General features: G+C 70.8%; 15 protein-coding genes. 3 read left to right on the top strand and 12 right to left on the bottom strand.

Annotated features, from left to right (window positions below; all coding sequences use genetic code 11):
• Positions 1 to 31: 31 nt before the first annotated feature.
• On the top strand, positions 32 to 691 hold the full coding sequence (locus ACVBEQ_RS24115; RefSeq protein ID WP_447155937.1) for a GntR family transcriptional regulator: 660 nt from the start codon (positions 32 to 34) through the stop codon (positions 689 to 691).
• A gap of 33 nt (positions 692 to 724) precedes the next feature.
• Here the strand turns inward: ACVBEQ_RS24115 and ACVBEQ_RS24110 are convergent, their stop codons facing one another.
• Positions 725 to 2,347 (bottom strand): amidohydrolase, encoded by a 1,623-nt coding sequence (locus ACVBEQ_RS24110; RefSeq protein WP_447155936.1) that lies wholly within the window; start codon positions 2,345 to 2,347, stop codon positions 725 to 727.
• 135 nt (positions 2,348 to 2,482) lie between these two features.
• Here ACVBEQ_RS24110 and ACVBEQ_RS24105 point away from each other — a divergent pair, with 135 nt between their 5' ends.
• Both ACVBEQ_RS24105 and ACVBEQ_RS24100 read left to right on the top strand, forming a co-directional pair.
• Positions 2,483 to 4,954: an HAD-IC family P-type ATPase gene (locus ACVBEQ_RS24105; RefSeq protein ID WP_447155947.1), complete on the top strand. Its 2,472-nt coding sequence runs from the start codon at positions 2,483 to 2,485 to the stop codon at positions 4,952 to 4,954.
• A gap of 75 nt (positions 4,955 to 5,029) precedes the next feature.
• Positions 5,030 to 5,890 carry an LLM class flavin-dependent oxidoreductase gene (locus ACVBEQ_RS24100; RefSeq protein WP_447155935.1) on the top strand — a complete coding sequence of 287 codons (861 nt, stop codon included), beginning with the start codon at positions 5,030 to 5,032 and terminating at the stop codon, positions 5,888 to 5,890.
• 14 nt (positions 5,891 to 5,904) lie between these two features.
• Here the strand turns inward: ACVBEQ_RS24100 and ACVBEQ_RS24095 are convergent, their stop codons facing one another.
• From ACVBEQ_RS24095 to ACVBEQ_RS24045, 11 genes are all read right to left on the bottom strand, one after another.
• On the bottom strand, positions 5,905 to 7,311 hold the full coding sequence (locus ACVBEQ_RS24095) for an MDR family MFS transporter (RefSeq protein WP_447155946.1): 1,407 nt from the start codon (positions 7,309 to 7,311) through the stop codon (positions 5,905 to 5,907).
• 125 nt (positions 7,312 to 7,436) lie between these two features.
• Positions 7,437 to 9,686, bottom strand: a complete 2,250-nt coding sequence (locus ACVBEQ_RS24090) for a prolyl oligopeptidase family serine peptidase (protein WP_447155934.1) — start codon at positions 9,684 to 9,686, stop codon at positions 7,437 to 7,439.
• Positions 9,687 to 9,714: 28 nt separating this feature from the next.
• A complete protein-coding gene (locus tag ACVBEQ_RS24085) occupies positions 9,715 to 10,245 on the bottom strand; it encodes an Lrp/AsnC family transcriptional regulator (RefSeq protein WP_447155933.1) in 531 nt (176 codons plus the stop codon).
• 10 nt (positions 10,246 to 10,255) lie between these two features.
• Complete coding sequence (locus ACVBEQ_RS24080; RefSeq protein WP_447155932.1) at positions 10,256 to 11,455, bottom strand: M24 family metallopeptidase; 1,200 nt, start codon at positions 11,453 to 11,455, stop codon at positions 10,256 to 10,258.
• Positions 11,456 to 11,501: 46 nt separating this feature from the next.
• Complete coding sequence (locus ACVBEQ_RS24075; protein ID WP_447155931.1) at positions 11,502 to 12,500, bottom strand: 5'-3' exonuclease; 999 nt, start codon at positions 12,498 to 12,500, stop codon at positions 11,502 to 11,504.
• A gap of 39 nt (positions 12,501 to 12,539) precedes the next feature.
• Positions 12,540 to 13,814, bottom strand: a complete 1,275-nt coding sequence (locus tag ACVBEQ_RS24070) for a DUF4333 domain-containing protein (protein ID WP_447155930.1) — start codon at positions 13,812 to 13,814, stop codon at positions 12,540 to 12,542.
• A 223-nt stretch (positions 13,815 to 14,037) separates the two neighbouring features.
• The gene (locus ACVBEQ_RS24065; RefSeq protein ID WP_447155929.1) at positions 14,038 to 16,824 is read right to left on the bottom strand and encodes a DEAD/DEAH box helicase; all 2,787 of its coding nucleotides are present in this window, start codon (positions 16,822 to 16,824) and stop codon (positions 14,038 to 14,040) included.
• Positions 16,825 to 16,945: 121 nt separating this feature from the next.
• A complete protein-coding gene (locus ACVBEQ_RS24060) occupies positions 16,946 to 18,619 on the bottom strand; it encodes a DUF2252 domain-containing protein (protein WP_447155928.1) in 1,674 nt (557 codons plus the stop codon).
• Positions 18,620 to 18,772: 153 nt separating this feature from the next.
• The gene (tatC, locus tag ACVBEQ_RS24055; RefSeq protein WP_447155945.1) at positions 18,773 to 19,714 is read right to left on the bottom strand and encodes a twin-arginine translocase subunit TatC; all 942 of its coding nucleotides are present in this window, start codon (positions 19,712 to 19,714) and stop codon (positions 18,773 to 18,775) included.
• Positions 19,715 to 19,900: 186 nt separating this feature from the next.
• Positions 19,901 to 20,872: a helix-turn-helix transcriptional regulator gene (locus tag ACVBEQ_RS24050; RefSeq protein WP_447155927.1), complete on the bottom strand. Its 972-nt coding sequence runs from the start codon at positions 20,870 to 20,872 to the stop codon at positions 19,901 to 19,903.
• Positions 20,869 to 21,948 carry a helix-turn-helix transcriptional regulator gene (locus ACVBEQ_RS24045; RefSeq protein ID WP_447155926.1) on the bottom strand — a complete coding sequence of 360 codons (1,080 nt, stop codon included), beginning with the start codon at positions 21,946 to 21,948 and terminating at the stop codon, positions 20,869 to 20,871. Before ACVBEQ_RS24045 ends, ACVBEQ_RS24050 begins: the two co-directional genes overlap by 4 nt.
• Between the last annotated feature and the right edge of the window lie 69 nt (positions 21,949 to 22,017).

Genomic DNA, 22,017 nt, shown 5'->3' with positions numbered 1-22,017 from the left:
CCCCGGCATGCCGGCAAGAGAGGCTCAGGGCATGAAGGGACTCAAAACCGTCTCCGTCGTGGACGCGCTGTCCGCGTCATTGCGGGCACGGGTGCTCGATGGCGACATCGACCCCGGAGTCGGGCTCACCGAGACGGACGTCGCCACCGAGTACGAGGTGTCACGGCCGACGGCCAAAGCGGCGATCACGCATCTGGTGCAGGAAGGCCTGCTGCGCCGGGAGGCCCATCGCTCGGCTCAGGTGCCGACCCTGTCCCGGGACGACGTCGAGGACCTGTTCCTGGTGCGGATGCCACTGGAGCTCGAAGTGGTCCGCCGGATCGCCGGGCACGCGATCCCGCCGGAGGCCGCCGACGCCGTCCGGGATCTCGCCGCGGTGGCCCCGGTCGCGGGGCACAGCCAGTTCGTGGAGGCCGATCTGCGGTTCCACCGGGTCCTGGTCAAGGCGGTGGACAGCCCGCGGCTCAGCCGGCTCTACCGGGCGCTCTCCGGTGAGATCCACCTGTCGATGGTGCAGTCCCGGTACGCACTCGGCCGGGACCGGATCGTCGCCGAGCACGGCGCCGTCCTGCAGGCCCTGGTCGACGGCGACGCCGAGCAGGCGGAGGCTTTGATGCGCTCCCACCTGGAGGGTGCGCGGGACGCACTCGCCCGCCAGTTCGACACCCTGGCGGCGGAACGCCGGGCCTGACCGGCCGCGCTCGCCCGTCCGGTCTGCGAACGGTCAGGCCCCGAACAGTCCGGAGTCGAAGACGACGACCCCGTTGACGACGGTCGCGATCGTGGTGGGCAGCTGCGCCCCCGGGGTGAGATCGGGCAGCAACGGAACCCTGGACCGCGGGTCGGTCGACCACCGGGCGACCGACGGGTCGGCGGCCGGCCGGACCAGCGGACCGGCGGCCAGAATCGCCAGGTGTGCGGGCGCCCCCACCGAGATGGTGCCGATCCCCCGGTCGGTGCGGCCTGCGGCGCGGTGACCACCCCTGGTGTGGGCGGTGAATGCCGCCCGCGGAGAGAGCCCGCTACCGGGCGTCCGGTGATGCGTGGCCGCCTGCACCGCGGCCCACGGGTCGGCCGGGGTCACGGGTGCGTCTGACCCGAACGCCAGCGAGACGCCCGCCGCGGCCATCGTCGCGAACGGGTTCATCGCCGCTGCCCGGTCCGCACCCAGCCGCTCGGTGTACAGGCCGTCCGGGCCACCCCATGCGGCGTCGAACAGCGGCTGCATGCTGGCGACGACGCCGGTCGCGGCGAACGCGGCGATGTCGCCGTCGTCGGGCATCTCGGCGTGTTCGACGCGATGCGCACAGCCGGCCAGCCGCACCGTCGCGTTGTCGCCCAACTGACGGACCGCCTCTTTCAATGCGGCGCCGACCGCGTGCACGGCGTCGTCACCGATGGCATGGAACCCCGCCTGGACGCCCGCCAGCGTGCACGCCACCAGGTGGTCGGCGATCTGCTGATCGGTCAGGTACCGGGCGCCGCGGTTCCCCGGATCGTCGTGGTAGTCGCTGCGCAGGGCGGCCGTCCGGGATCCGATGGCGCCGTCGATCACCAGATCGCCGCCCAGCCCGTGCGCCCCGCTCTCGGCCAGCATCGCGAGCGCTTCGGCCGGTTCGGTGACCGCGGCCGCCAGGTACGCCCGCACCGGGATCGGCCCGCCCACCGCCAGCAGCGCGGCGAGGTCACCGCGCCCGGTCTCGTCGGCCGCCGCACACTCGTGCACCTCGACGATGCCGTTCGCGGCCGCCGCACGGAGGAAGGCCACCTGCGCCTGTTCCCGTTGCACGCCCGAGAGCTGTTGCCGCGCAACGGCCCGCACCGCGGCGTGGGCCTGCCGGCTGACGGGCGACTGATCGGACCAGCCGGTCAGCGAGCCGCTGTCCGCCACTGCCGCAGCGAGTGCCGAGCTGACCTGCGCCGAGTGCACGTCGACCCGCGACAGGTAGGTGGGGCGGTTCCCGACGGCCTCGTCGATCTCGGCGCGGGTGGGTGCGCGGCGTTCCGGCCAGCGGGTGTCCTCCCAGCCGTGCCCCCACAGCACGCCGTCAGGGTTGCGGGCGGCGAACGACCGGACGGCGGCCAGGCACTCGGCCAGCGATCGGGTGCCGGACAGGTCAAGACCGGTGAGTGCGAGGCCGGCCTCCGTGCTGTGCACGTGTGCATCGACGAAGCCCGGGACGACCAGCGCTCCGTCGAGATCGATGACCCGGTCCGGGGTTCCGGCGACCTGGATCGCGTGCTCGGCGCCGATCCAGCTGATGGTGGAACCGGCGATGGCCATGGCGGTCGCATCCGGGTCCGCGGCGGTATGGATGCGGCCGTTGTGCAGCAGGGTGAGCGTCATTGCCGTCCAGTCAACCCCACGGTGACCCGATCACAGCACGCGGCCCTCGGCCCACACCATCGGGTGGTTGCCCGACATGTCCGCGATATCCGTGCCATCGCTGTCGGAGCGATCTGTCACAGTAGCCGGGTGAGCATGCCGCCCGACTCCGCCGGCTACCGACAGCCCGGTCTCGAACCGTCCGTCGCGGGCGCCTCCAGCGTCGCGGTCAGGCCGTCCTCGGCGTCCGGCCTGACCACGGCCGAGGTCGCCGAACGGGTCGCGCTAGGGCAGGTGAATGCCACCAGCCAGGCATCGTCGCGGTCGCTCTGGTTGATCTTCAAGACGAACGTGTTCACCAGGTTCAACGCGATCCTCGGGGCCTTGTTCGTGCTCATCCTGAGCACCGGGTCGCTCGCCGACGGACTGTTCGGCGTGGTGCTGATCGTCAACTCGGCGATCGGCATCGGCCAGGAGTATCTGGCCAAGCGCAAACTCGACAGACTGGCGCTGCTCAACTCACCGACCACGCTCGTCGTGCGGGACGGCGCTGTCGTCGAGATCGCCACGGTGGACGTGGTGCTCGACGACCTGATCGAGTTGCGCACCGGCGATCAGGTGCCCGCCGACGGCACCATGCTCTCGACGATCGGCCTGGAGATCGACGAGTCGAACCTCACCGGCGAGGCCGACGCGATCCCGAAGGACGACGGTGACGAGGTCCGCTCGGGGACCACGGTGGTCGCCGGCAGCGGGCGGTTCACGGCCGCCGCCGTCGGGCCGGACTCGTACATCAACAAGATCGCCGCCGAGGCGAAGAAGTTCACGAAAACCCGCTCGGAGATCCAGGAGTCGGTCAACCGGCTGCTGAAGTACATCACCTGGATCATCGTGATCGCGCTGCCGCTGCAGATCTGGTCGCAGTACCGGGCCATCGGCGAACAGGGCTGGCAGCAGGTCGTCATCCGGTCCACCGGCGGCCTCGTCGGCCTGGTCCCGGAGGGCCTGGTCCTGCTGACCTCGGTAGCGTTCCTGCTGGCCGCGGTACAGCTCACCCGGCAGCAGGTGCTGGTGCAGGAACTGCCCGCCGTGGAGGGGCTGGCCCGGGTCGATGTGGTGTGCCTGGACAAGACCGGCACCCTGACCGTCGGCGACATCGCGTTCGAGGACTGCGAGCCGTGCGCCGACCTCAGCGCCGACGAGATCCGTGCCGCACTGGGTGCTCTCGCCGACGATCCCAACGCCAACGGCACGCTCAAGGCGCTCGGGGCCGCGCTCGACGCACCGACCGGCTGGGCCAGGGAGGTGACCATCGCCTTCAACTCCGCCCGGAAGTGGAGTGCCGCATCCTTCACCGACCGCGGCGCGCTGATCTTCGGCGCGCCCGACGTGCTGCTGGCCGACGACGACCCGCTGCGTGAACGGGTCAGCGAACTCGCCTCGACCGGCCGGCGGGTGCTGCTGCTGGCCCGCTCCGATTCCCCACTGCACGGGCAGGACCTCCCCGCCGACCTGCGGTCGGTGTCGCTGGTGACGCTGACCGAGCAGGTCCGGCCCGACGCCAAGGACACGCTGCAGTACTTCAAGGAGCAGGGCGTCAAGATCAAGATCATCTCCGGCGACAACCCGACCACCGTCGGGGCCATCGCCCTGCGGGTCGGGCTCGAGTTGGGTCCGGATGCCGTGGTGGACGCCCGCACGATCGGCGAGGATCCGGAGGAGCTGCGCGACATCGTCGCCCGCACCACTGTTTTCGGCCGGGTGTCGCCGGAGCAGAAGCGGGCCCTGGTGCAGGCGCTGCAGCGGAACGGCAATGTCGTCGCGATGACCGGGGACGGGGTCAACGACGCTCTCGCGCTCAAGGACGCCGACATCGGGGTGGCCATGGGCAACGGGGCGCAGGCCACCAAAGCCGTCGCCCAGCTGGTGTTGCTGGACGGCCGCTTCTCGCACCTGCCGTCGGTGCTGGCCGAGGGCCGGCGGGTGATCGGCAACGTCGAGCGGGTGGCGAACCTGTTCGTGGCCAAGAACGTGATGAGCCTGATCGCCATCATTTCGGCTGCGCTGTTCACGCTGCCGTTCCCCTTCCTGCCGCGGCACCTCACCCTGGTCTCGGCGGTGACCATCGGTATCCCGGCGTTCTTCCTCGCGCTCGGGCCCAACAAGCGCCGCTACATCCCTGGTTTCCTGAAACGGGTGCTCCGGTTCGCCGTGCCCGCCGGGGCGGTGGCGGGGCTCGTCGTGCTGATCTCCTACCTGCTGGCCAGGACGGAAGTCGGCGCTCCCCCGGCCACGGAATGCCTGGTGCAGACCGAATCCAAGGCCTCGGCGGTGAACGTCATCTGCTGGCAGCCGTCCTCCGCGGCGACCATCGCGCTGCTGGTCACCTCGTTCTGGATCCTGGTGGTGCTTTCCCGGCCGTTCCGGCCGTGGAAGGCGCTGCTGCTGGCATCCATGGTCGCCATCGCCGCGCTGGCGTTCATCACGCCGCTGGGCCAGACCTTCTTCAACTTCTCGCTCACCCCGACGATCCTGTGGCAGTCGCTCGCCGTCGGTGCGGTCGGGGCGGCGGCGATCGAGATCATCTACCGGACCGAACCGGGGATGCGGGCCGCCACCGCCGACTGAGGACGTGCCGCGTCCCTGGTATCACCGGTTGCGAACGGTCGTGCCGAAACAGACAGCCGCCATTATTGTGCGTTCATGAAAATTGGAATCGGCTTGCCGAACCCGGTGCCGGGTTGTCCCGGCCGCCTGCTGCCGGCGTGGGCGGTCGCCGCGGAAACCTGCGGCTTCCCCACCCTGGCCACCATCGACCGGATCGCCTTCCCCAATCACGATTCACTGATCTCGCTGGCCGCCGCGGCGGCGGTCACCGAGCGCATCGAACTGCTGAGCAACATCCTGGTGCTGCCCACCCGGGACCCGGTGCTCGTCGCCAAGGAGGCCGCGACGGTGGCTTCCATCGCGCAGGGCCGTCTCACCCTGGGAATTGGCGTCGGCGGCCGCGAGGACGACTTCGTCGCCACGGGAACGACTTTCGCCGATCGCGGCAAGCGCACCGACCAGATGCTCGACACCATGCTCGCGGCTTGGCGGGGGAAACCGGTCGCCGGCAGCCCGGAACCGGTGACACCCGAGGTGCCGGGCGGTACCGTGCCGCTGCTGATCGGCGGCGGCGGAGCGGCCGGGGTGCGCCGCACCGTCCAGTACGGCGTCGGCTGGACCGCGGGCGGTGCACCTCCCGATCAGATCGCGCCGATGGCGGCGCGGGTGCGGCAGGCATGGCAGGAGGCGGGCAAGGCCGGCGAGCCGCGGATTCTCGCGCTGGCCTACTTCTCTCTCGGCGACGATGTGGAGGCAGCGTCGTACGCCTACCTCCGGCACTACTACGGATTCATGGGTGAGTACGTGGAGATGGTGGCCGGTGGAGCACTCCGGGGCCGGGAGGCCATCACCGGGGCGATGGCGGCGTACGAGGACGCCGGCGTGGACGAGCTGATCCTCGACCCGACCGTGGCCGACCTCTCCCAGGTGCACAGGCTGGCGGAGCTCGTTCTCTGATCCAGGATCGGGCGTCAGCGGTTGTCGCGAGTGCGCTCGGTTGCCGACGTCGCGTCGGGATCGGCGGCGGCCTGCTCACCGGACGGGCTACCGCCGGGCAGCAGGAAGGCGGCGGCCATCATCAGCACGGCCAGCACCAGCGAGGCCAGGAACACGTCGTGGGTGGCGTCCGCCAGCGCCGCCGGGTCGGCGTCGGCGGTGGCCGAGCCGCCGAGGGTGGCGTTCGCGATGGCGCCGAACACGGCTACACCGACCGCACTGCCGATCGACCGGAAGAACAGATTGTTCGCCGTCACGACACCGCGCTCTGCCCAGCCGACGCTGCTCTGCGCGGCGATCAGCGTCGGGCTCGCCACCAGTCCCATGCCCAGCCCGACGACGAAGCAGCATCCGGCGACCGACCATACGCTCGACGAGTCGCCGAGCAACGCGGTCAGCGAGCTCCCGATCACGACCAGCACCGAGCCGATCGCGGCGGTCCGGCGGAAGCCAAGGCGGAGGTAGAGCCGGCCGGACAGGGCTGCCGATATCGGCCAGCCGATGGTCAGCGTGGCCAGCGCGAAGCCGGCCACCAACGGCCCGGTACCGAGCACCGTCTGCACGAACGTCGGCACGTAGGTCGTCAGCCCGAGTAGCACCGCACCGACCAGCAGCGCGATCACCGCACTGGCCATCAGCACCCGCTGGGTGAACACCCACAGCGGCAGGACCGGTTCCGCGGCGCGGCGCTGCACGAGGACGAACAGCAGCAGGAGCACGGCGCCGGACGCCAGCACCGCGATGCCGGTGGCGGAGTTCCACGCCCAGGCCTGGCCGCCCTCCAGCAGGCCCAGGATGATCAGCGTGCAGCCCGCCGTCAGGCTGATGCTGCCCAGGTAGTCGATGCGATGCCGGACCTTGGTGACCGACTCGTGGAAGCGGCGGATCAGCATCCACGCGGCCAGCGCACACAACGGGATGTTCACCAGGAAGATCCAGCGCCAGGTCAGGTACTCGGCGAACAGCCCGCCGAGGGTCGGCCCCACGACCGCGGAGATCCCCCACACGCTGGCCAGGTAGCCCTGCGCCTTCGCCCGCTCGGCGAGCGTGTAGATGTCGCCGGCGATGGTGATGCTCATCGGTTGCACGGCGCCGGCGCCGAGGCCCTGGACGGCCCGGAAGGCGATCAGCGCGGGCATGCTCCAGGCCACCCCGCAGAGGATGCTGCCCAGCAGGAACAGGCCGATGCCGAACAGCATGACCGGCTTGCGGCCGAACATGTCCGCCAGCTTCCCGTAGACCGGGACCGAGACTGCTTGCGCGAGAAGGTAGACGGAGAACAGCCAGGGGAACTGGGAGAAGCCGCCGAGGTCCGCAACGATCGACGGCACCGCGGTCGCAACGATGGTCGAGTCCAGCGCCACCAGCGAGGTGCTGAGCATCAACGAGATGAGGATGGGCCCCCGCTCGGACCTGAACCCGACGGCCGACGTCGGTGCCGCTGCCGTCACGTGCCCGCTCCCCTGTCTTCTCGCCGAGCCAACAGTTCCCGGACAAGTTATTCGAACTAACCTTCTCGCAAATCTGTTCCCGATCGGCCGGACTGCGACAGCCCGGTCGACGTCACCGGCAGCACATCGAGGCCGGTGTGCGCGGCGGCGAACGCGAGCTGGTCGGCGTACTCGGCGGCCAGCGCAGTCGCGGGTTTGCCCATCCCGTGACCGGACCGGGTGTCCACCCGCAGCAGGACCGGTCCCGGGCCGGCCTGGCAGCGCTGCAGCTCGGCGCCGAACTTCAGCGAGTGGGCCGGCACCACCCGGTCGTCGTGGTCACCGGTGCAGATCAGCGTCGCCGGGTATGCGGTGCCCTGCCGCAGGCGGTGCAGCGGCGAGTACGCCAGCAGGACGGCGAAGTCGTCGGGATCGTCCGGGCTGCCGTACTCGGTGGTCCAGGCCCAGCCGATGGTGAACAGGTGGAACCGCAGCATGTCCAGCACACCGACCGTCGGCAGGGCCGCCGCGAACAGCTCGGGGCGATGAGTCATCGCCGCGCCGACCAGCAGTCCGCCGTTGGACCGGCCGTGGACGGCGAGCTGCACCGGTGACGTCACCCCAGCGGCGATCAGGTCGTCGGCGCAGCCGAAGAAGTCGTCGAAAACCCGCTGCTTGTGGTGCAGCATCCCGGCCTTGTGCCAGTCCGCGCCGAACTCGCCGCCGCCGCGCAGGTTCGCCACCGCGAGCACGCCGCCCGCGGCGACCCAGCCGGCGAACAGGGCGGAGAAGGCGGGCAGCACCGGTATGTCGAAACCGCCGTAGCCGTACAGCAGCGTGGCTCGCGGCCCCGGCGGCAGATCAGCACGGCGGAGCACCGTCATCGGCACCGCCACTCCGTCGGCGGAAGCGGCCCGACGGCGCTCGACGGTCACTTCAGGAAGTGAGATCTCCGGGCCCGGCTGCGGCAGCGCGGTGACGCCGATGCGGCCGGGCGAGGCGGGTTCATCGACTTCAGCGAGGTCGGAGTCGGGTCCGGCGAGTTCGGGGCCGTCGAGGTCGGCGAGGTCGAGCCGGTAGGCGCGGGCCCGCTCGGTGAAGGAGGTGACCCCGACGAACACCTCGGTGCTGCGGTCACGGGAGTTGACGGTGGTCAACGAGATCGGCACCGGGAGCTCCGGCGTACCGACGGGAGTGCCGTCCCGGCGGACGATCTCGACCCGGTGCGCGGCGTCGGACGACCAGGTCAGCACGAAGGCACGGGCCGCCGGAGCGGCATCGACCAGCACGTCGGCGTCGTGCTGTCCGACGATGTCGGTCCACGCCTGATGCGGTGCCGTCAGGTTCACGGCGACCAGCCGCCCGCGGGGGGCGTCGCGCTCCGTGCGGAGGTACAGCGTGTCGCCGTCGGACCCGACGACGTGGTGCGCATCGACCAACTCACCGACCACGGCCACCCCCGCCTCTTCGACGTCATAGCGACCCTCAGCGTCGACGGTCAGCCGGCGGGCCTCCAGCGTCGTCCGCGAGTCGGTCCCCGGGCTCACCGTCAGCACCAGCCAGCGGCCGTCCGGCGAGACCCACGGATCGGGCATCCACTCGTGCTCGTCGGGCCGGGACCAGACGACCCGGTCCTGGTCCGGGTCGGTGCCGAGCCGGTGCAGCAGGAGCTCGCCGGCGCCCATCGCCGCGGTGAACTCGGCCCCGGTGGGCGCCGGGTAACGCCAGTACAGGAAGGCCGATCCGTCCGGCAGCCACGTGGGGTCGACCCACTTCGTCCACGCCAGCCGGTCCGGCAGTGGCGCATCATCCGCACCACCGGCGGTCTCCCGCACGTGCAGGGTCCGCCAGTCCGAACCCGCCTCGGACAGCGCGTAGGCAAGGTACCGGCCGTCCGGGCTCACCCGCGCCGCCGTCATCGCGACGGTGCCGTCGTCGGAGAGCGTGTTGGGGTCGAGCAGCAGAGTCGGCGATGCCAGCAGCTGCTCCAGTGACCCCGCCGTGAACAACTGATCCTGGTCGAGCTCGCCGGGGTTGGCCACAACGAAGTACCGGCCGCCACGTTCCCAGGGCACTCCCCGACGGGGAGCCGTGAGCAGCGCCGTCACCAGAGCGAGCAGGTCATCCCGCCCTGGCAGCGCCGCGAGATACGGTTGCGAGACGGCGTTCTGGGCCTCGACGAATTCCCTGGTGCGGGGAGCGTCGGGATCCTCGAGATAGCGGTACGGGTCGGCGATCGGGACGCCGTGCAGGATGTCGGCGGTGTCGTCACGGGTGGCGGCCGGCAAATCGGTGGCTGGGAGACCTGAGGGCAGTGTGCGGGTCACCGGCTGATCCCATCATGCCGCCGACCGCTCAGTCGCCGGCCTCCGGGTCGCCGTTGCTGGACATCGCACGGAGGTCGGCGCCTGGGAGTCCCGCGTCCTCGCCGTCGAGCACCAGAGGCGGTGTCACCGGCCGGTTCTCGTACGGCGTCGAGAGGACGACGGTGGTGCGGGTGGACAGCCCGGCGGTCGCCCTGATCTGTGCCAGCAGCGCCTCGAGAGCCGCGGGCGAGGCCACCCGGACCTTGACGATGTACGACTCGACCCCGGCCACCGAATGACAGGCCTCGATCTCCGACAGCGCCGCCAGCCGTCCAGGATAGTCGTCCGGTGCGGCGGGGTCGATGGGGGTCAGCGACACGAACGCGGTCAGCGGCAGGCCGATCTGCTCGCAGTCGATCTGCGCCGAGTAGCCGCGGATGACGCCGCGCTTCTCCAGCCGCCGCACCCGCTGGTGCACGGCGGATACCGAGAGTCCGACCCGGTCGGCCAGGTCGGTGTAGCTACAGCGACCGTCGGCGGCGAGCACCGCCGCGATGCGGGCGTCGAGTTCCTCGAGCATCGTGATCCCCTCAGCCGTTCGTGCCGACGGCAGGGTTGACGGCGCCGACGACGGTCAGCTCGGTGGTCGCCGTGTTCATCAGCACCGGACCGGAATCGCCCACCACCACGATGTCCTCGATGCGGACCCCGAACCGGCCCGGCAGGTAGATGCCGGGCTCCACCGAGAACGCCATCCCGGGCTCGAGCGGAATGCTGTTGCCGGCCACCATGTACGGGTGCTCGTGCACCTCCAGGCCGATGCCGTGGCCGGTACGGGTGATGAAGTACTCGCCGTATCCCGCGTCCTCGATGACCTGCCGGGACGCCGCGTCGATCGACTCGGCGGTGACCCCGGGACGGACGGCGGCGACGCCGGCCGCCTGCGCCCGGCGGACGATCTCGTACACCGCGCGCACGTCCGGGTCGACGTCCTGACCAGCGGCGGGCGCGACCACGTAGGTCCGTGTGCAGTCGGAGAAATATCCCGACGGCATCGGGCCGCCGATGTCGATGACCACCGGGTCGCCCGGTTGGATCACCCGGTCCGAGGCCTCGTGATGCGGGCTGGCGCCGTTCGGGCCGGACCCGACGATGACGAAGTCCGGCCGGGCGTGGCCCTCAGCCACGATGGCAGCGGCGATGTCGGCCGCGACGTCGTTCTCGGTGCGACCGGCCCGCAGCCACTCGCCGACCCGGGCCTGGACCCGGTCGATGGCGGCGCCGGCGGCGGAGAGGGCGGCGATCTCGTCCGGGCCCTTGCGCATCCTGAGCTCGGCGATCGCCTCCCCGGCAAGGGTCAATGCGGAGCCCGGGACGATGCGCTGCGCGTTCAGGGCATGCACCGCCGGCATGTGGTAGTCCACCGCCAGCACGGACGCATCCGCGGGGATCAGCCCGGCCAGTGCGGCGTAGGGGTCCTCGCCGTCGGTCCAGGTGCTGATCGCGACGTCGAGATGTTCGACGGCCGTCCCCGCCCAGCCGAGCCGCTCCAGAGTCGGTACCAGTAGGGCGATCTCGCCCGAGGCGGGCACCACCAGGCAGGTCAGCCGTTCGTGCGACCCGACGGAGTGACCGATGAAGTACTCGAGGTCGGGGCCGGGCGCGATGAGGATGGCATCGGCGCCGATCGTGCCCGCCTGTTCGGCGAGCCGCCCGAGCCGATCGGCGAAGGTCGAGACGACTGGATCCTCTGCGACGGCGGCAGCGACGACGGTCTGGTCCAGAGACATGGACCGGAGCCTAGTGCCCACCGGAGGGCCGCACGGAAGGCAGCCGTCAGCGTCCCTCGATCGCGGCGACCAATCTCGCGGTCGACCCGCCGATGCCGTGCAGCCGGATCAGATCCGACAGCCCGCCGGGGTCGACGGGCTCCCGCGGCAGCGCGTCACCGCTGTCCGGTTCGACCACCACCGGAGCGTCGGACGCGACCCGGACCACCGTGGGTGCGACCTCCAGGTAGGCCCGCGCCGCTCCGAGTTTCGCGCGCATCGTCGCGGTGAGACCGGTCGACCGGCCGTCCAGCGCCTCGATCAGACCCTCGACGGACCCGAACCTGTTGATCAGCGTCGCCGCCGTCTTGTCGCCGACACCGGGAACTCCCGGCAGGCCGTCGGACGGGTCGCCGCGGAGCGCGGCGAAGTCGGCGTACGCACCGGCCGGGATGCCGTACTTGCTCGCGACATCGGCCGCCCGGTACACCGCGGCCTTGCTCATCCCGGCTCCGATGTACCGCACAGCGACAGCCGGGTCGGTGTCCCGCGCCACCTGGAACAGGTCTCGGTCCCCGGTGACAACCTCGACGGGGTCCCGTTTCTCGGTGGCCGCCAGGGTGCCGATGACGTCGTCCGCCTCGAAGCCCGGGGCGCCCGCGGTGGCGATCCCGATCGCGGCCAGCACGTCGAGCAGGATCGGCACCTGCGGTGACAGCTCGTCCGGAACCTGTTCGATGTCGGCGGAGGTGCCCGCGATGCCGCTGTGCGGTGCCTGGGACGCGCCTTCAACGACCGGCGATGCGGCCGGCGCGAGGGCCTGTTGCGGGTCCAGCACCCGGTGTGTCTTGTAAGACGGGATGAGCTCCACCCGCCAGGCCGGCCGCCAGTCCAGGTCCAGGCAGGCGATCACCCTGGTCGGCCGGGCATCGGCGATCACCCTGGCCAGGATGTCCAGCGATCCGCGGACGGCGTTGACCGGCCGGCCGTCGGGCGAGGTCATCGAGGTGGGCACCGCATAGAACGCGCGGAAATAGATACCGGCGAGATCGAGCAGCTGCAGCATGCAGCGGAACGCTACCGGCACCGGGCCGTCCCGGGTCGGTCAGCTGGGCGGGTTGACCTCGTACAGCCCGTTCGCGTCCTTGACGTCCACCGTCACCGTCTGCGGATTGCCGTCCACCTTGAGGGTGCACTGGAAGCTGGTGCCGGCCTTGACTTCTTGTCCCGACGGGCACGAAACGTCCGTCACGCCGCTCAGCCCGTAGCCGGTCGGCGGGGCGCCGGTCAGCACGGTGGTCACGCCCTGGGTGACCTGACGTTCGTCGAAGACCTTTTTGTTCAGCACACCCGGCCACACGAAGAGCACGATCGCCGCCAGAGCGGCAAGCACGACGACCGCGATGATCGCGATGATCAGTCCCTGGTTCGACTTCTTCGGTCGCTGGTCGACGCCGACCGCGGGCGAACTGCCGGCCAGCGGCGCACCGGCCGCGGCGTAACCGCCGTAACCCGGCTGCTGCCCGTACCCGCCGGGCTGCTGCCCGTACGCGGGCTGGCCGTAACCTGCGGGCTGCTGACCGTAGGTGTCCTGGCCGTACCCGGCCGGCTGGCCGTAACCCGGCTGACCGTAGGTGGGCTGCTGGTAGCCCTGCTCGTATCCCTGCTGCTCGTATCCCTGTTGTGAGGAGCCGGGTTGCGAATACCCCTGCTGGGAGTAGCCCTGCTGCGAATACCCCTGCTGCCCGTAATCGGCGGGCTGGCCGTAACCCTGCTGACCACCGGCAGGCTGACCCTGGTCCTGCGGAGCCGGGTAACCCGGCTGCTGGTAGCCCTGCTGGCCGTAGTCGGCCGGCTGCTGGTAGTTCTGATAACCCTGCTGGCCGTATCCGGCACCCTGACCGGGCTGTTGGCTGTAAGCGCCCTGGTCGTAGGACGGCTGCGAACCGTACGCGGGCGGCTGCGACCCGTACGCCGGCTCGGTGGTGGTCGGCGGCGCAGCCGGCTGAGGCGCGCTCGGCTGTCCGTAGGACTGACCCGTTCCGTCGTGGCCGAGCCCGCCGCTCTGCCGATCCTGCTGGCCCTGGTCCCAGCCGCCCGATGCGCCGGACGACGGAACCTGGCCCTGCTCACCCTGCGACGGGTGCGGCGGCGCTGCGCTCTGTGGACCCGTGTCGGCTGCCGACGAGCCCGCGTCCGGCGCCATGTCGCCGGGCCGGAAGACCGTGGTGGCGCCCTCGTCGGGCTGGCCGGGCTGCTGTTCGGAGTTCGGCTGTCCAGAATTCGGCTGTCCAGAGTTCGGGGGGTCGGAACGCGGCGGTGGCGACCACTGCTGCCCGTCCTGTCCGCTGCCGGGCTGACCGCCCTGTGGCGTGCTCATCGCGTCCTCCTACGATCAACCGGTCGTGATCGACGGTCCGATCGTCCGGCCGCCGTCGCGTCTGTGCATGATCCAACCACGACGCCGATCCGCAGGCGCGAAACGCCGCAATCGGATCTATGTGACCTGTCGGGGCTCGGCCGACGGCATCGCGATCCTGGGAGTATCCGGGGCGGCGTGCTGATACCCGCGTGCCGATACTCGACGTGACCGGCGCAGTCGGCTAGACGGAACCCATCGACACGACGCCCCGGCGAAGCGATCCCACGGCGGACCTGGCAGCGGCGGCGACGGCCGGCGCCGCCACGCCCGCAACCTGGTCGAGCAGGTCGATCACCTGCCTGCACCACCGGACGAAATCGCCCGCGGACAGGTCGGTGCCGCCGGCGACGGCGACCGCCAACGCATCGGCGAGCGAGTTGCCGCGGCACCAGGCGGCCACCGCGGCCGCGAACCCGGCATCCGGGTCCCGGGTCGGAGGCAGGCCGAGAGCCCTTTCCCGGGCAGTGATTTCGGCCCAGACCCTGGTCGTCGCGAGCAATGCGTCGGCGGCCGGGCCGGACGGGGCGCGCGCGGTGCCCTGCATCTCGCGGCGGGCCTCGAAGACCAGACTGGACACCACGGCGGCCAGGTCGGGGGCGGTGAGGCCTTCCCACACCCGGCGGCGGAGGCATTCGGCCACCACCAGATCGCTCTCCGACCAGATCCTGGCCAGCATCTTGCCGTCGGCGGTCAGCCGGTCACCGCGCAGGTAGCCGCGCTCCTCGAGCAGGTCGACGATCTCCTCGAGTGCCTGACCGAGTGAGCCGGTCGCACTGGACACCCGCGCCGCCAGCGCTTCGTTCTCGGCGCTCAGCCGGCGCCAGCGGCGGCCCCATTGGAGGTGTTCGTCGCGGTCGGCGCAGCCGTGCACCGGGTGCGCGCGAACGGCCTTGCGCAGCACCGTCAGGTCGAACTCCTCGACCGGTTCGCGGCGGGCACCACGCCCGGTCGGCCGGATGCCCGACGAGGCCAGTGCGGACGCGACGTCGCGACGCACCTTGGGCGACCGGTGGTCGGTGAACTTGCCGAGCCGCAACCGGCCCAGGGTCGGCACCGGGCCGCGGAAGTCGGCGATGGTGAGCCGGCCCGCCCAGCTCCCGGCCGTCACCACCAGCGGCCGGGACGTTCCGTCCGTGGCCACCCCGGGATCGAGCACGACCGCCAGCCCGGCCCGCCTGCCGGTGGGGACCTCGATGACGTCGCCGCGGCGCAGCTCGGCCAGATCGCGCGCCGTCTCGTCGCGCCGCCGGGAGGCGCCGGCCCTCGCGAGTTCCTTGTCCGCGGCCGCCAGGTCGTTGATCAGCGCGAGATAGGACGCGGTGTCCCCGAGGTGGCACTGCATCGCGGCGGCGTGCGAGGCGATGGCCTCGTTGTTCCGGGCGACCTGTCGCGCCATTCCGACCACGGTGCCGTTGGCCTGGTACTGCGCGAAGGACTGCTCCAGCAGGTCCCGCGCGGCGGTGCGGCCGAGCCGATCGACCAGGTTGACGGCCATGTTGTAGCTCGGCCGGAACGAGGAGCGCAGCGGGTAGGTCCGCCGTGATGCGAGACCTGCGACCGCGCGCGGGTCCATCCCCGGCGACCACACCACGACGGCGTGCCCCTCGACGTCGATCCCGCGCCGACCGGCCCGGCCGGTCAGCTGGGTGTACTCCCCCGCGGTCAGGTCGGCGTGCGCCTCGCCGTTGTACTTCGTCAGCTTCTCCAGCACCACCGTCCGGGCCGGCATGTTGATGCCCAGCGCCAGCGTCTCGGTGGCGAACACTGCCTTGACCAGGCCCGCGACGAACAGCTCCTCGACCGTTTCCTTGAACACCGGCAGCATCCCGGCGTGGTGGGCGGCGATGCCGCGCTCGAGGGCGTCCCGCCAGTCCCAGTAACCGAGCACGCCGAGGTCAGCCTCCGCGAGGTCGATGGTCCGGCGGTCGACGATCTGCCGGATCTCCTCGCGTTCCTTCTCCGTGGTGAGCCGCATGCCGGAGCGGACGCACTGGGTCACCGCTGCGTCGCAGCCGGCCCTGGAGAAGATGAAGGTGATCGCCGGCAGCAGGCCCGCGCCGTCCAGCTTCTCGATGACGTCGACCCGGGCCGGCGGGCGCCAGCGCGGGCCGCCGCGGAAAGCCTCCGATCCGCCCGGGCCGCCCCTGCGCTGCGGACGGCCGCCGCCGAACCGGTCGGCGATCGCCTCGGCACCCTGCACCGCCTTGACCAGCGCCGGATCGATCCGCAGCCGGGCCGTCGACGGGTCGCCGGTCGCCGGGTCGGACCCGCCGAACAGGTCGAACATCCGCTTGCCGACCAGCATGTGCTGCCAGAGCGGAACGGGCCGGATCTCGTCCACGACCACCGTGACGTCGCCGCGCACCTCGGCGAGCCAGGCCCCGAACTCCTCGGCGTTGGACACCGTCGCGGACAGTCCCACCAGCTGGACGTCGTCGCGCAGGTGCAGGATGACCTCTTCCCAGACCGCACCGCGGAACTTGTCGGCGAGGTAGTGGATCTCGTCCATCACCACGTGGGTCAGTCCGGTGAGGTCCGCGGAGCGCGCGTAGAGCATGTTGCGCAGCACCTCGGTCGTCATCACGACGACGGGCGCGTGCGAGTTGATCGACGTGTCGCCGGTCAGCAGGCCGACCCGTTCCGGTCCGTACTGGGCGATCAGGTCGGCGAACTTCTGGTTGGACAGCGCCTTGATCGGGGTGGTGTAAAAGCACTTGCCGCCGGTGGTCAGCGCCAGGTGGACGGCGAATTCACCGACGACCGTCTTGCCGGCCCCGGTCGGCGCGCACACCAGGACGCCGTGCCCGTTCTCCAGCGCCTCACACGCCTCGACCTGGAACGGATCGAGGCTGAACGGGCGGGTGAGGGTGAACTCCGCGAGATGCGGATACCGGCGGCGGCTGGCGGAGTGCGCGAACCGCTCCGCCGGGGACACGTCCGTTTCGTCCGCCCAACCGTGTCGCGTCACCTGACCAGGGTGTCACAGCCGCGGTCCGGCCTGCGGCAGGCGGGATCCACCCGGCCGGCGAGCCGGGTGGAGCCCCCTCGTTCGATAGTGGGCGGGCCCTCTGCTCAGGCCCGCTGGGGCCTCACACCCCGTGGACCGCCTCGATGCGACCGGAGGACACGGCATCGGTGAACGCCTCGAAGTCCTTCTCGTTCTGTTCGGCGTACTTCTCCGAGAAATCGGCAATCGCCTCCTCGAAGACGGCATCGGTGCCGAGGTACTCCGAGATGGCCACCGCATCCCCGGACCGCGCGTGCGCCCTGGCCAGCGTCCAGCCGCAGAGCCGCGCGTAGAAGGTCAGCGCGAAGGCCGACATGTTCTCGATGTCGGCGGACGCCTTCATGTCCCGGAGCTGGCGCCAGTAGTAGTTGCGGTCCGCCTGCAGACCCTTGGACCAGCCGACGTAGATGTCGCTGGTGGCCTGGATCATTCGCTGGCCCTGGACGACCCGCTCGCCGGGATTGCGGAACCGGCTCTTGGGCAGGTGATCCTCCAGGACCGACCTGGTCGCTTCCTTGACCTGCAGGAAGAGTGGGTCCTGGGCGTCCCTGCCCTGCAGCAGCACGATGTAGCAACGGGTGCCGACGCTGCCGACGCCGACCACCTTGCGGGCGACGTCGACCACCTCGAACTTCTCCAGCAGGTGCCGCCGGTCGTCCGGCAGGCTCGCCCGGTACTCGCGGAAGAGCGCTCGAACCGCAACCTCCAGATCGGAATCGGGGACGCCGTAGATGGCCCCCCAGTCCCGGATCGGGACGACGAGGGGCGGCTGGCTGATGATCCGGTACCGGCCGTCCACCAGTTCGCCCAGCTTGGACAACGCCTGCAGGCTGTCCCGGGTGTGCGCCTTGCGAAGGGCCTTCTGGGTGGTCTCCAGCGCCCGGAGCTCGTCGGCCTGGGTCAAGGCGGTGAGGGCTTCGAGGGCGGGGTCGCCGCGGACGACCGCGGGCTTGGGCGCCGCAGCCTTCTCGGGCTTCCGTTTGCTGTCCTTGGCGGCCTTGCCCATGGCCGGTTTGGCATTCTTGGCCGATTTGGCGTTCTTGGCCTTCTTCGCGTCGGCCTTGGCGGTCTTCGCGTCCTTCGCCTTGGCCTTGCTGTCCTTCTTGGCGGTCTTCGCCGCTCCGTTCTTCTTGGCCGACTTCACGCTGGTGACCTCGGCCGCCACGTTGGTCAGCGCTGCCGTCAGATCGTCCTCGGACATGTGGGCGTACCAGAGGTCCATCACGCCCATGCCGGCGAACTCGGCCATCGCCTCGCGGTAGACCCGGACCGCCGTCACGGTCGCGGCACGCCCCTCCGCCGCTGACAACCCGTTGTTCCGCGCCGCGATGGTGAAGCTCGCCGCCATCCTCTTGACGTCCCACTCGAACGGCCCGGGCAGGGTCTCGTCGAAGTCGTTGAGGTCGAAGACCAGCCGGCGCTCCGGCGAGGCGAACCCGCCGAAGTTCGACAGGTGGGCATCCCCGCACAGCTGACAGTCGAGGCCGGCGTTGGGCGTATCGGCCAGGTCGGCCGCCATGATTCGGGCGGCGCCGCGATAGAAGGTGAACGGCGACACCATCATCCGACCGTGCCGCACGGGCACCAGGTCGGGCTCCCGCGCGACGTCCTGGTCGCAGATCAGCTTCACCGGATCGAACCGGTCGTCCGCGGGCACCCAATCGGCGTGCAGCTCGGGTGGCGTCGCGATCCGGGCGTCGGCACCCTTGGCGCGGCGGTCGGCGACGGTGGGGTGGGCGATCGTTCTAACGGCCATGTCTGAGGGACTCCTGTCGGTCCGGGGCTGCTGCGGCAGTGCAGCGGAGTATGTCGCGGACCTGCCCATCCCACCTGCGACAGGCGTCTACGGCATCACCCGAAGCGGATGGGAACGGGCACAACGGGTAATTGGCGCCTACTGACCGGAAGGTCAGGTCGCGTCCCCCATGTCGGTGGGCGACCGACGCGGCCCGGTCTCGACCGGTCCGGGCGCACTGATCGGCGCTGCCGCCGGCACCGGCTGCACCTCGGTGTCGACGCCGCCCGCCAGGGCAGTGTCCAGCGGCAGGGCCGACGCCTCGTCGTCGCTCAGTTCGGCGAGCCGTTCACGCTTGGCGACCCGCTTGTCGTGCACCTTGGTGACCTGGACGGCCAGCTCGTACAGCAGCACGAGGGCGACGGCCAGCGCCAGCATCGTGATCGGGTCGTTGCCCGGGACGACGATCCCGGCGAACACGACCATCCCGAAGATCGAGTAGCGCCGCCACTGCGCGAGCTTGGCGCTGGAGACGACCCCGATCATGTTGAGCATGATCAACAGCAGCGGCAGCTCGAAGGAGACGCCGAAGATGATCAGCATGGCGATCAGGAACGAGAAATAGCTGTCCGGTGAGAGCGCCGCGATGGTCGCGTCCCCGCCGAATCCGAGCAGGACGGTCAGGCCCTCCCTGATCACCACGTAGGCGAGCACCGCGCCGAGGACGAACAGCATGCCGCCGAAGCTGACGAACAGGATGGCGTAGCGGCGTTCCTTCGAGTAGAGCGCCGGCGTGACGAATGCCCACAGCTGGTAGAGCCAGACCGGGCAGCTCAGCACGGCCCCGGCGATCAACGCCGATTTCAGTTGCAACTCGAGGGCGGAGAACGGGCCGGTGGCCAGCAGCCGGCAGTCGTCATTTGTTCCGAAGGTGAGCCGCTCGTCGGCCGGCACGGCGCAGTACGGGCCGGTCAGGATCTCCGACAGGCTCGGGAAGCCGATGGCGGGGATGCCGTGCCCGAACCAGATGAAGCCGACCACCGTGCCGAGGAAGATCCCCAGAACGGCGTAGAACAACCTGCGACGGAACTCGTACAGGTGCTCCATCAACGACATCGTGCCGTCGTCCTGTTTGTCCGTCTTCTTCCGGCGCAGCGAGGGAAGCCGCACTCCGGGTAGACGAAGTGGCACGGGCGGGTCTCCTGAATGTCGTCGGCTCGGTGATCGGCTTACTGATCGGGTGGGTGGATCCGAGACGGAGATCCACCGATCGGGCTGTGTGCCCGATCCTACCCAGCGGACCTAGCCGCCGTAGGCCGACAACGCCCCCGCAGCACGCTCCGCGACGGCCGCGGTGAGCTCCGGCCTGTCCTCGAGAACGGCCTCGCCGCCCAGCGAGAGCACCAGTCTGGTCAACCATTCGTCACCGTTCGCCCGCATCCGGACCCGTAGTGCACCGGGCGGATCGGTCAGCTCGGTGACCTCCTCCATCGGGTAGTACTCGGCGACCCAGCGGGCGCCGCCGGTCAGCGTCAGGGTGACGGGCGGGATCTGCGGATCGGGATGGAAGATCCGCTCCGGGATGTCGGAGTCGACCCACAGCGTCGCCTGCGCCGGCTCGTCGAGCAGCCGGACCTCCTCGATCCGGTCGACCCGGAAGTGCCTGATCGCGCCGGCGAGGTGGCAGTACGCCTCCAGGTAGGCGTGCCCGTCGGTCACCAGCAGTCGGAGGGGATCCACCGTGCGTTCGGTGACGGCGTCCCGGGAAGCGGTGTAGTAACGGATCCAGATCCGGCGGGTCTCGTCCAGTGCCTGCCGGACCAGGCCGAGGGCCGGCGACGGGTCCGCCGGCACCACCCGCACCGCATCGGTGGCGTCGGCGGAGGTGCGTGACGGCCCGGCCGCCTGTTCCAGTTTGGCCAGTGCCGAGTGCACCGCCTCGGCATCGACGAGGCCGGGCAGGTCGGACAGGGCCCGTAGCGCGACCGTCAACGCGAACGCCTCGTCGGCCGTCAAGCGGACCGGCCGTTCGATCCCGGCGTCGAAGGCGATGGACACGGTGCCGCCGTCGTCGTCCAGAACGACGTCGATCAGGTCGTCCGGGTAGTAGCCCGGCAGCCCGCACACCATCAGCAGGTTCAGGTCGGCGCCGATCTGGTCCGCGCTGACGCCGAACTCCGCGGCCAGTTCGCTGATCGCGACCCCCGGCCGTCGCGCGATATAGGGGACCAGCGCCAGCATCCTGGCCAGCCGGTCGGTCGCCGTCTCGCTCATGCCGGCCGGTCCTGGAACATCCCGTCGGCGGCGGCGGTGTCGCGCGAGCGGTCGCTCGGCGGGCCGTCGGTTCGGTGCGGGAGCGCCGCGTCCATCGCCGCCGCGGTGCCCTTCAGCAACCGGACGATCGCGTCCACCAGATCCGCCGGTTCCTCGACCACCACATCCGGTCCGTGCGCGGCGATCCGCCTGGCGGTGTCCCACAGGTGACCCAGCGGCAGCGTCACCCGGTCCCAGCCCGGCGCGTCCGCCGATTCCTGCTCGGTGACGGCCGTCCGCCGCAGGCCCGCCGCACGCCCCGAACGGATCCGCGCGGTCGCCGTCCGGTCGGCGGGACGCTCGACACTGGCGGCGACCTCCGCGAGCAGATCGACACCGGCCGGCGTCCGCACCGCACCGGCCCGGCCGACGGTCTTCACCGGCCCAGATATGCGCGAGAGCCGGAACGTCCGCCGTTCGCCGCGCTTCTCGTCATAGCCGATGACATACCAACGGCCGCGGAAGGAAACCAGGCCCCAGGGGTGCACCTTGCGCGGTTCCGCCGGCTCCGTCGGGTCCTTGCGGTAGTCGAAGGTGACGGCCCGGCGGGTGCGGACAGCGGCGTAGATCGGCTCGAAGGCCGGGTCACCCGTCCTGACCCGCGGCTGCAGCAGGGTCGCGGCGGTGATCTCGGGTGCGGCCGGGCCGGTGTCGGTGGGGCCGCCGTAGTCGGGCACCGCATCGCGGATCTTCCGCAGCGCGCCGGACCCGGCCGTCGCGAGCGCGGTGGTCTCCCACAGCCGTCCGGCCAACGCCAGCGCGGCGGCCTCCGACGGGGTGAACGACAGCGGCGGCAGGGCGAAATCGACCGGCGGGATCCGGTACCCGTCCTCGCCGGTGGTCGGGGTCTGCACCGGGATGCCCAGCTCGCGGAGTTCCTGCTTGTCCCGCTCGAACGTCCGGAAGAACGCCTCGTCGTTGGGTGCGTCGGCGTACCCGGCGACGTGCTCCTTGATCCACATCGCCGTGCGATAGCGCGGTGAGTTGACCAGGGCGATCACCAGGTTCAGCAGTCGTTCCGCCTTCGCCGTTGCCACCCGACCAGCCTGTCACATCCGTGACAAGCCTTACTGCACACGGACCGCGAGATCGCCGGCGAGATCGGG

The sequence above is a fragment of the Nakamurella sp. GG22 genome (assembly GCF_052976845.2).
Note: the sequence above shows the minus strand (reverse complement) of the source record. Positions and strands in the feature narration are given on the sequence as shown.

Bases quoted from the DNA above. Each gene is read 5' to 3' on its own strand.
- ACVBEQ_RS24115 (WP_447155937.1), top strand. From the start codon at position 32: ATGAAGGGACTCAAAACCGTCTCCGTCGTGGACGCGCTGTCCGCGTCA.
- ACVBEQ_RS24110 (WP_447155936.1), bottom strand. From the start codon at position 2,347: ATGACGCTCACCCTGCTGCACAACGGCCGCATCCATACCGCCGCGGAC.
- ACVBEQ_RS24105 (WP_447155947.1), top strand. From the start codon at position 2,483: ATGCCGCCCGACTCCGCCGGCTACCGACAGCCCGGTCTCGAACCGTCC.
- ACVBEQ_RS24100 (WP_447155935.1), top strand. From the start codon at position 5,030: ATGAAAATTGGAATCGGCTTGCCGAACCCGGTGCCGGGTTGTCCCGGC.
- ACVBEQ_RS24095 (WP_447155946.1), bottom strand. From the start codon at position 7,311: ATGCTCAGCACCTCGCTGGTGGCGCTGGACTCGACCATCGTTGCGACC.
- ACVBEQ_RS24085 (WP_447155933.1), bottom strand. From the start codon at position 10,245: ATGCTCGAGGAACTCGACGCCCGCATCGCGGCGGTGCTCGCCGCCGAC.
- ACVBEQ_RS24080 (WP_447155932.1), bottom strand. From the start codon at position 11,455: ATGTCTCTGGACCAGACCGTCGTCGCTGCCGCCGTCGCAGAGGATCCA.
- ACVBEQ_RS24075 (WP_447155931.1), bottom strand. From the start codon at position 12,500: ATGCTGCAGCTGCTCGATCTCGCCGGTATCTATTTCCGCGCGTTCTAT.
- ACVBEQ_RS24070 (WP_447155930.1), bottom strand. From the start codon at position 13,814: ATGAGCACGCCACAGGGCGGTCAGCCCGGCAGCGGACAGGACGGGCAG.
- ACVBEQ_RS24060 (WP_447155928.1), bottom strand. From the start codon at position 18,619: ATGGCCGTTAGAACGATCGCCCACCCCACCGTCGCCGACCGCCGCGCC.
- tatC (WP_447155945.1), bottom strand. From the start codon at position 19,714: ATGTCGTTGATGGAGCACCTGTACGAGTTCCGTCGCAGGTTGTTCTAC.
- ACVBEQ_RS24050 (WP_447155927.1), bottom strand. From the start codon at position 20,872: ATGAGCGAGACGGCGACCGACCGGCTGGCCAGGATGCTGGCGCTGGTC.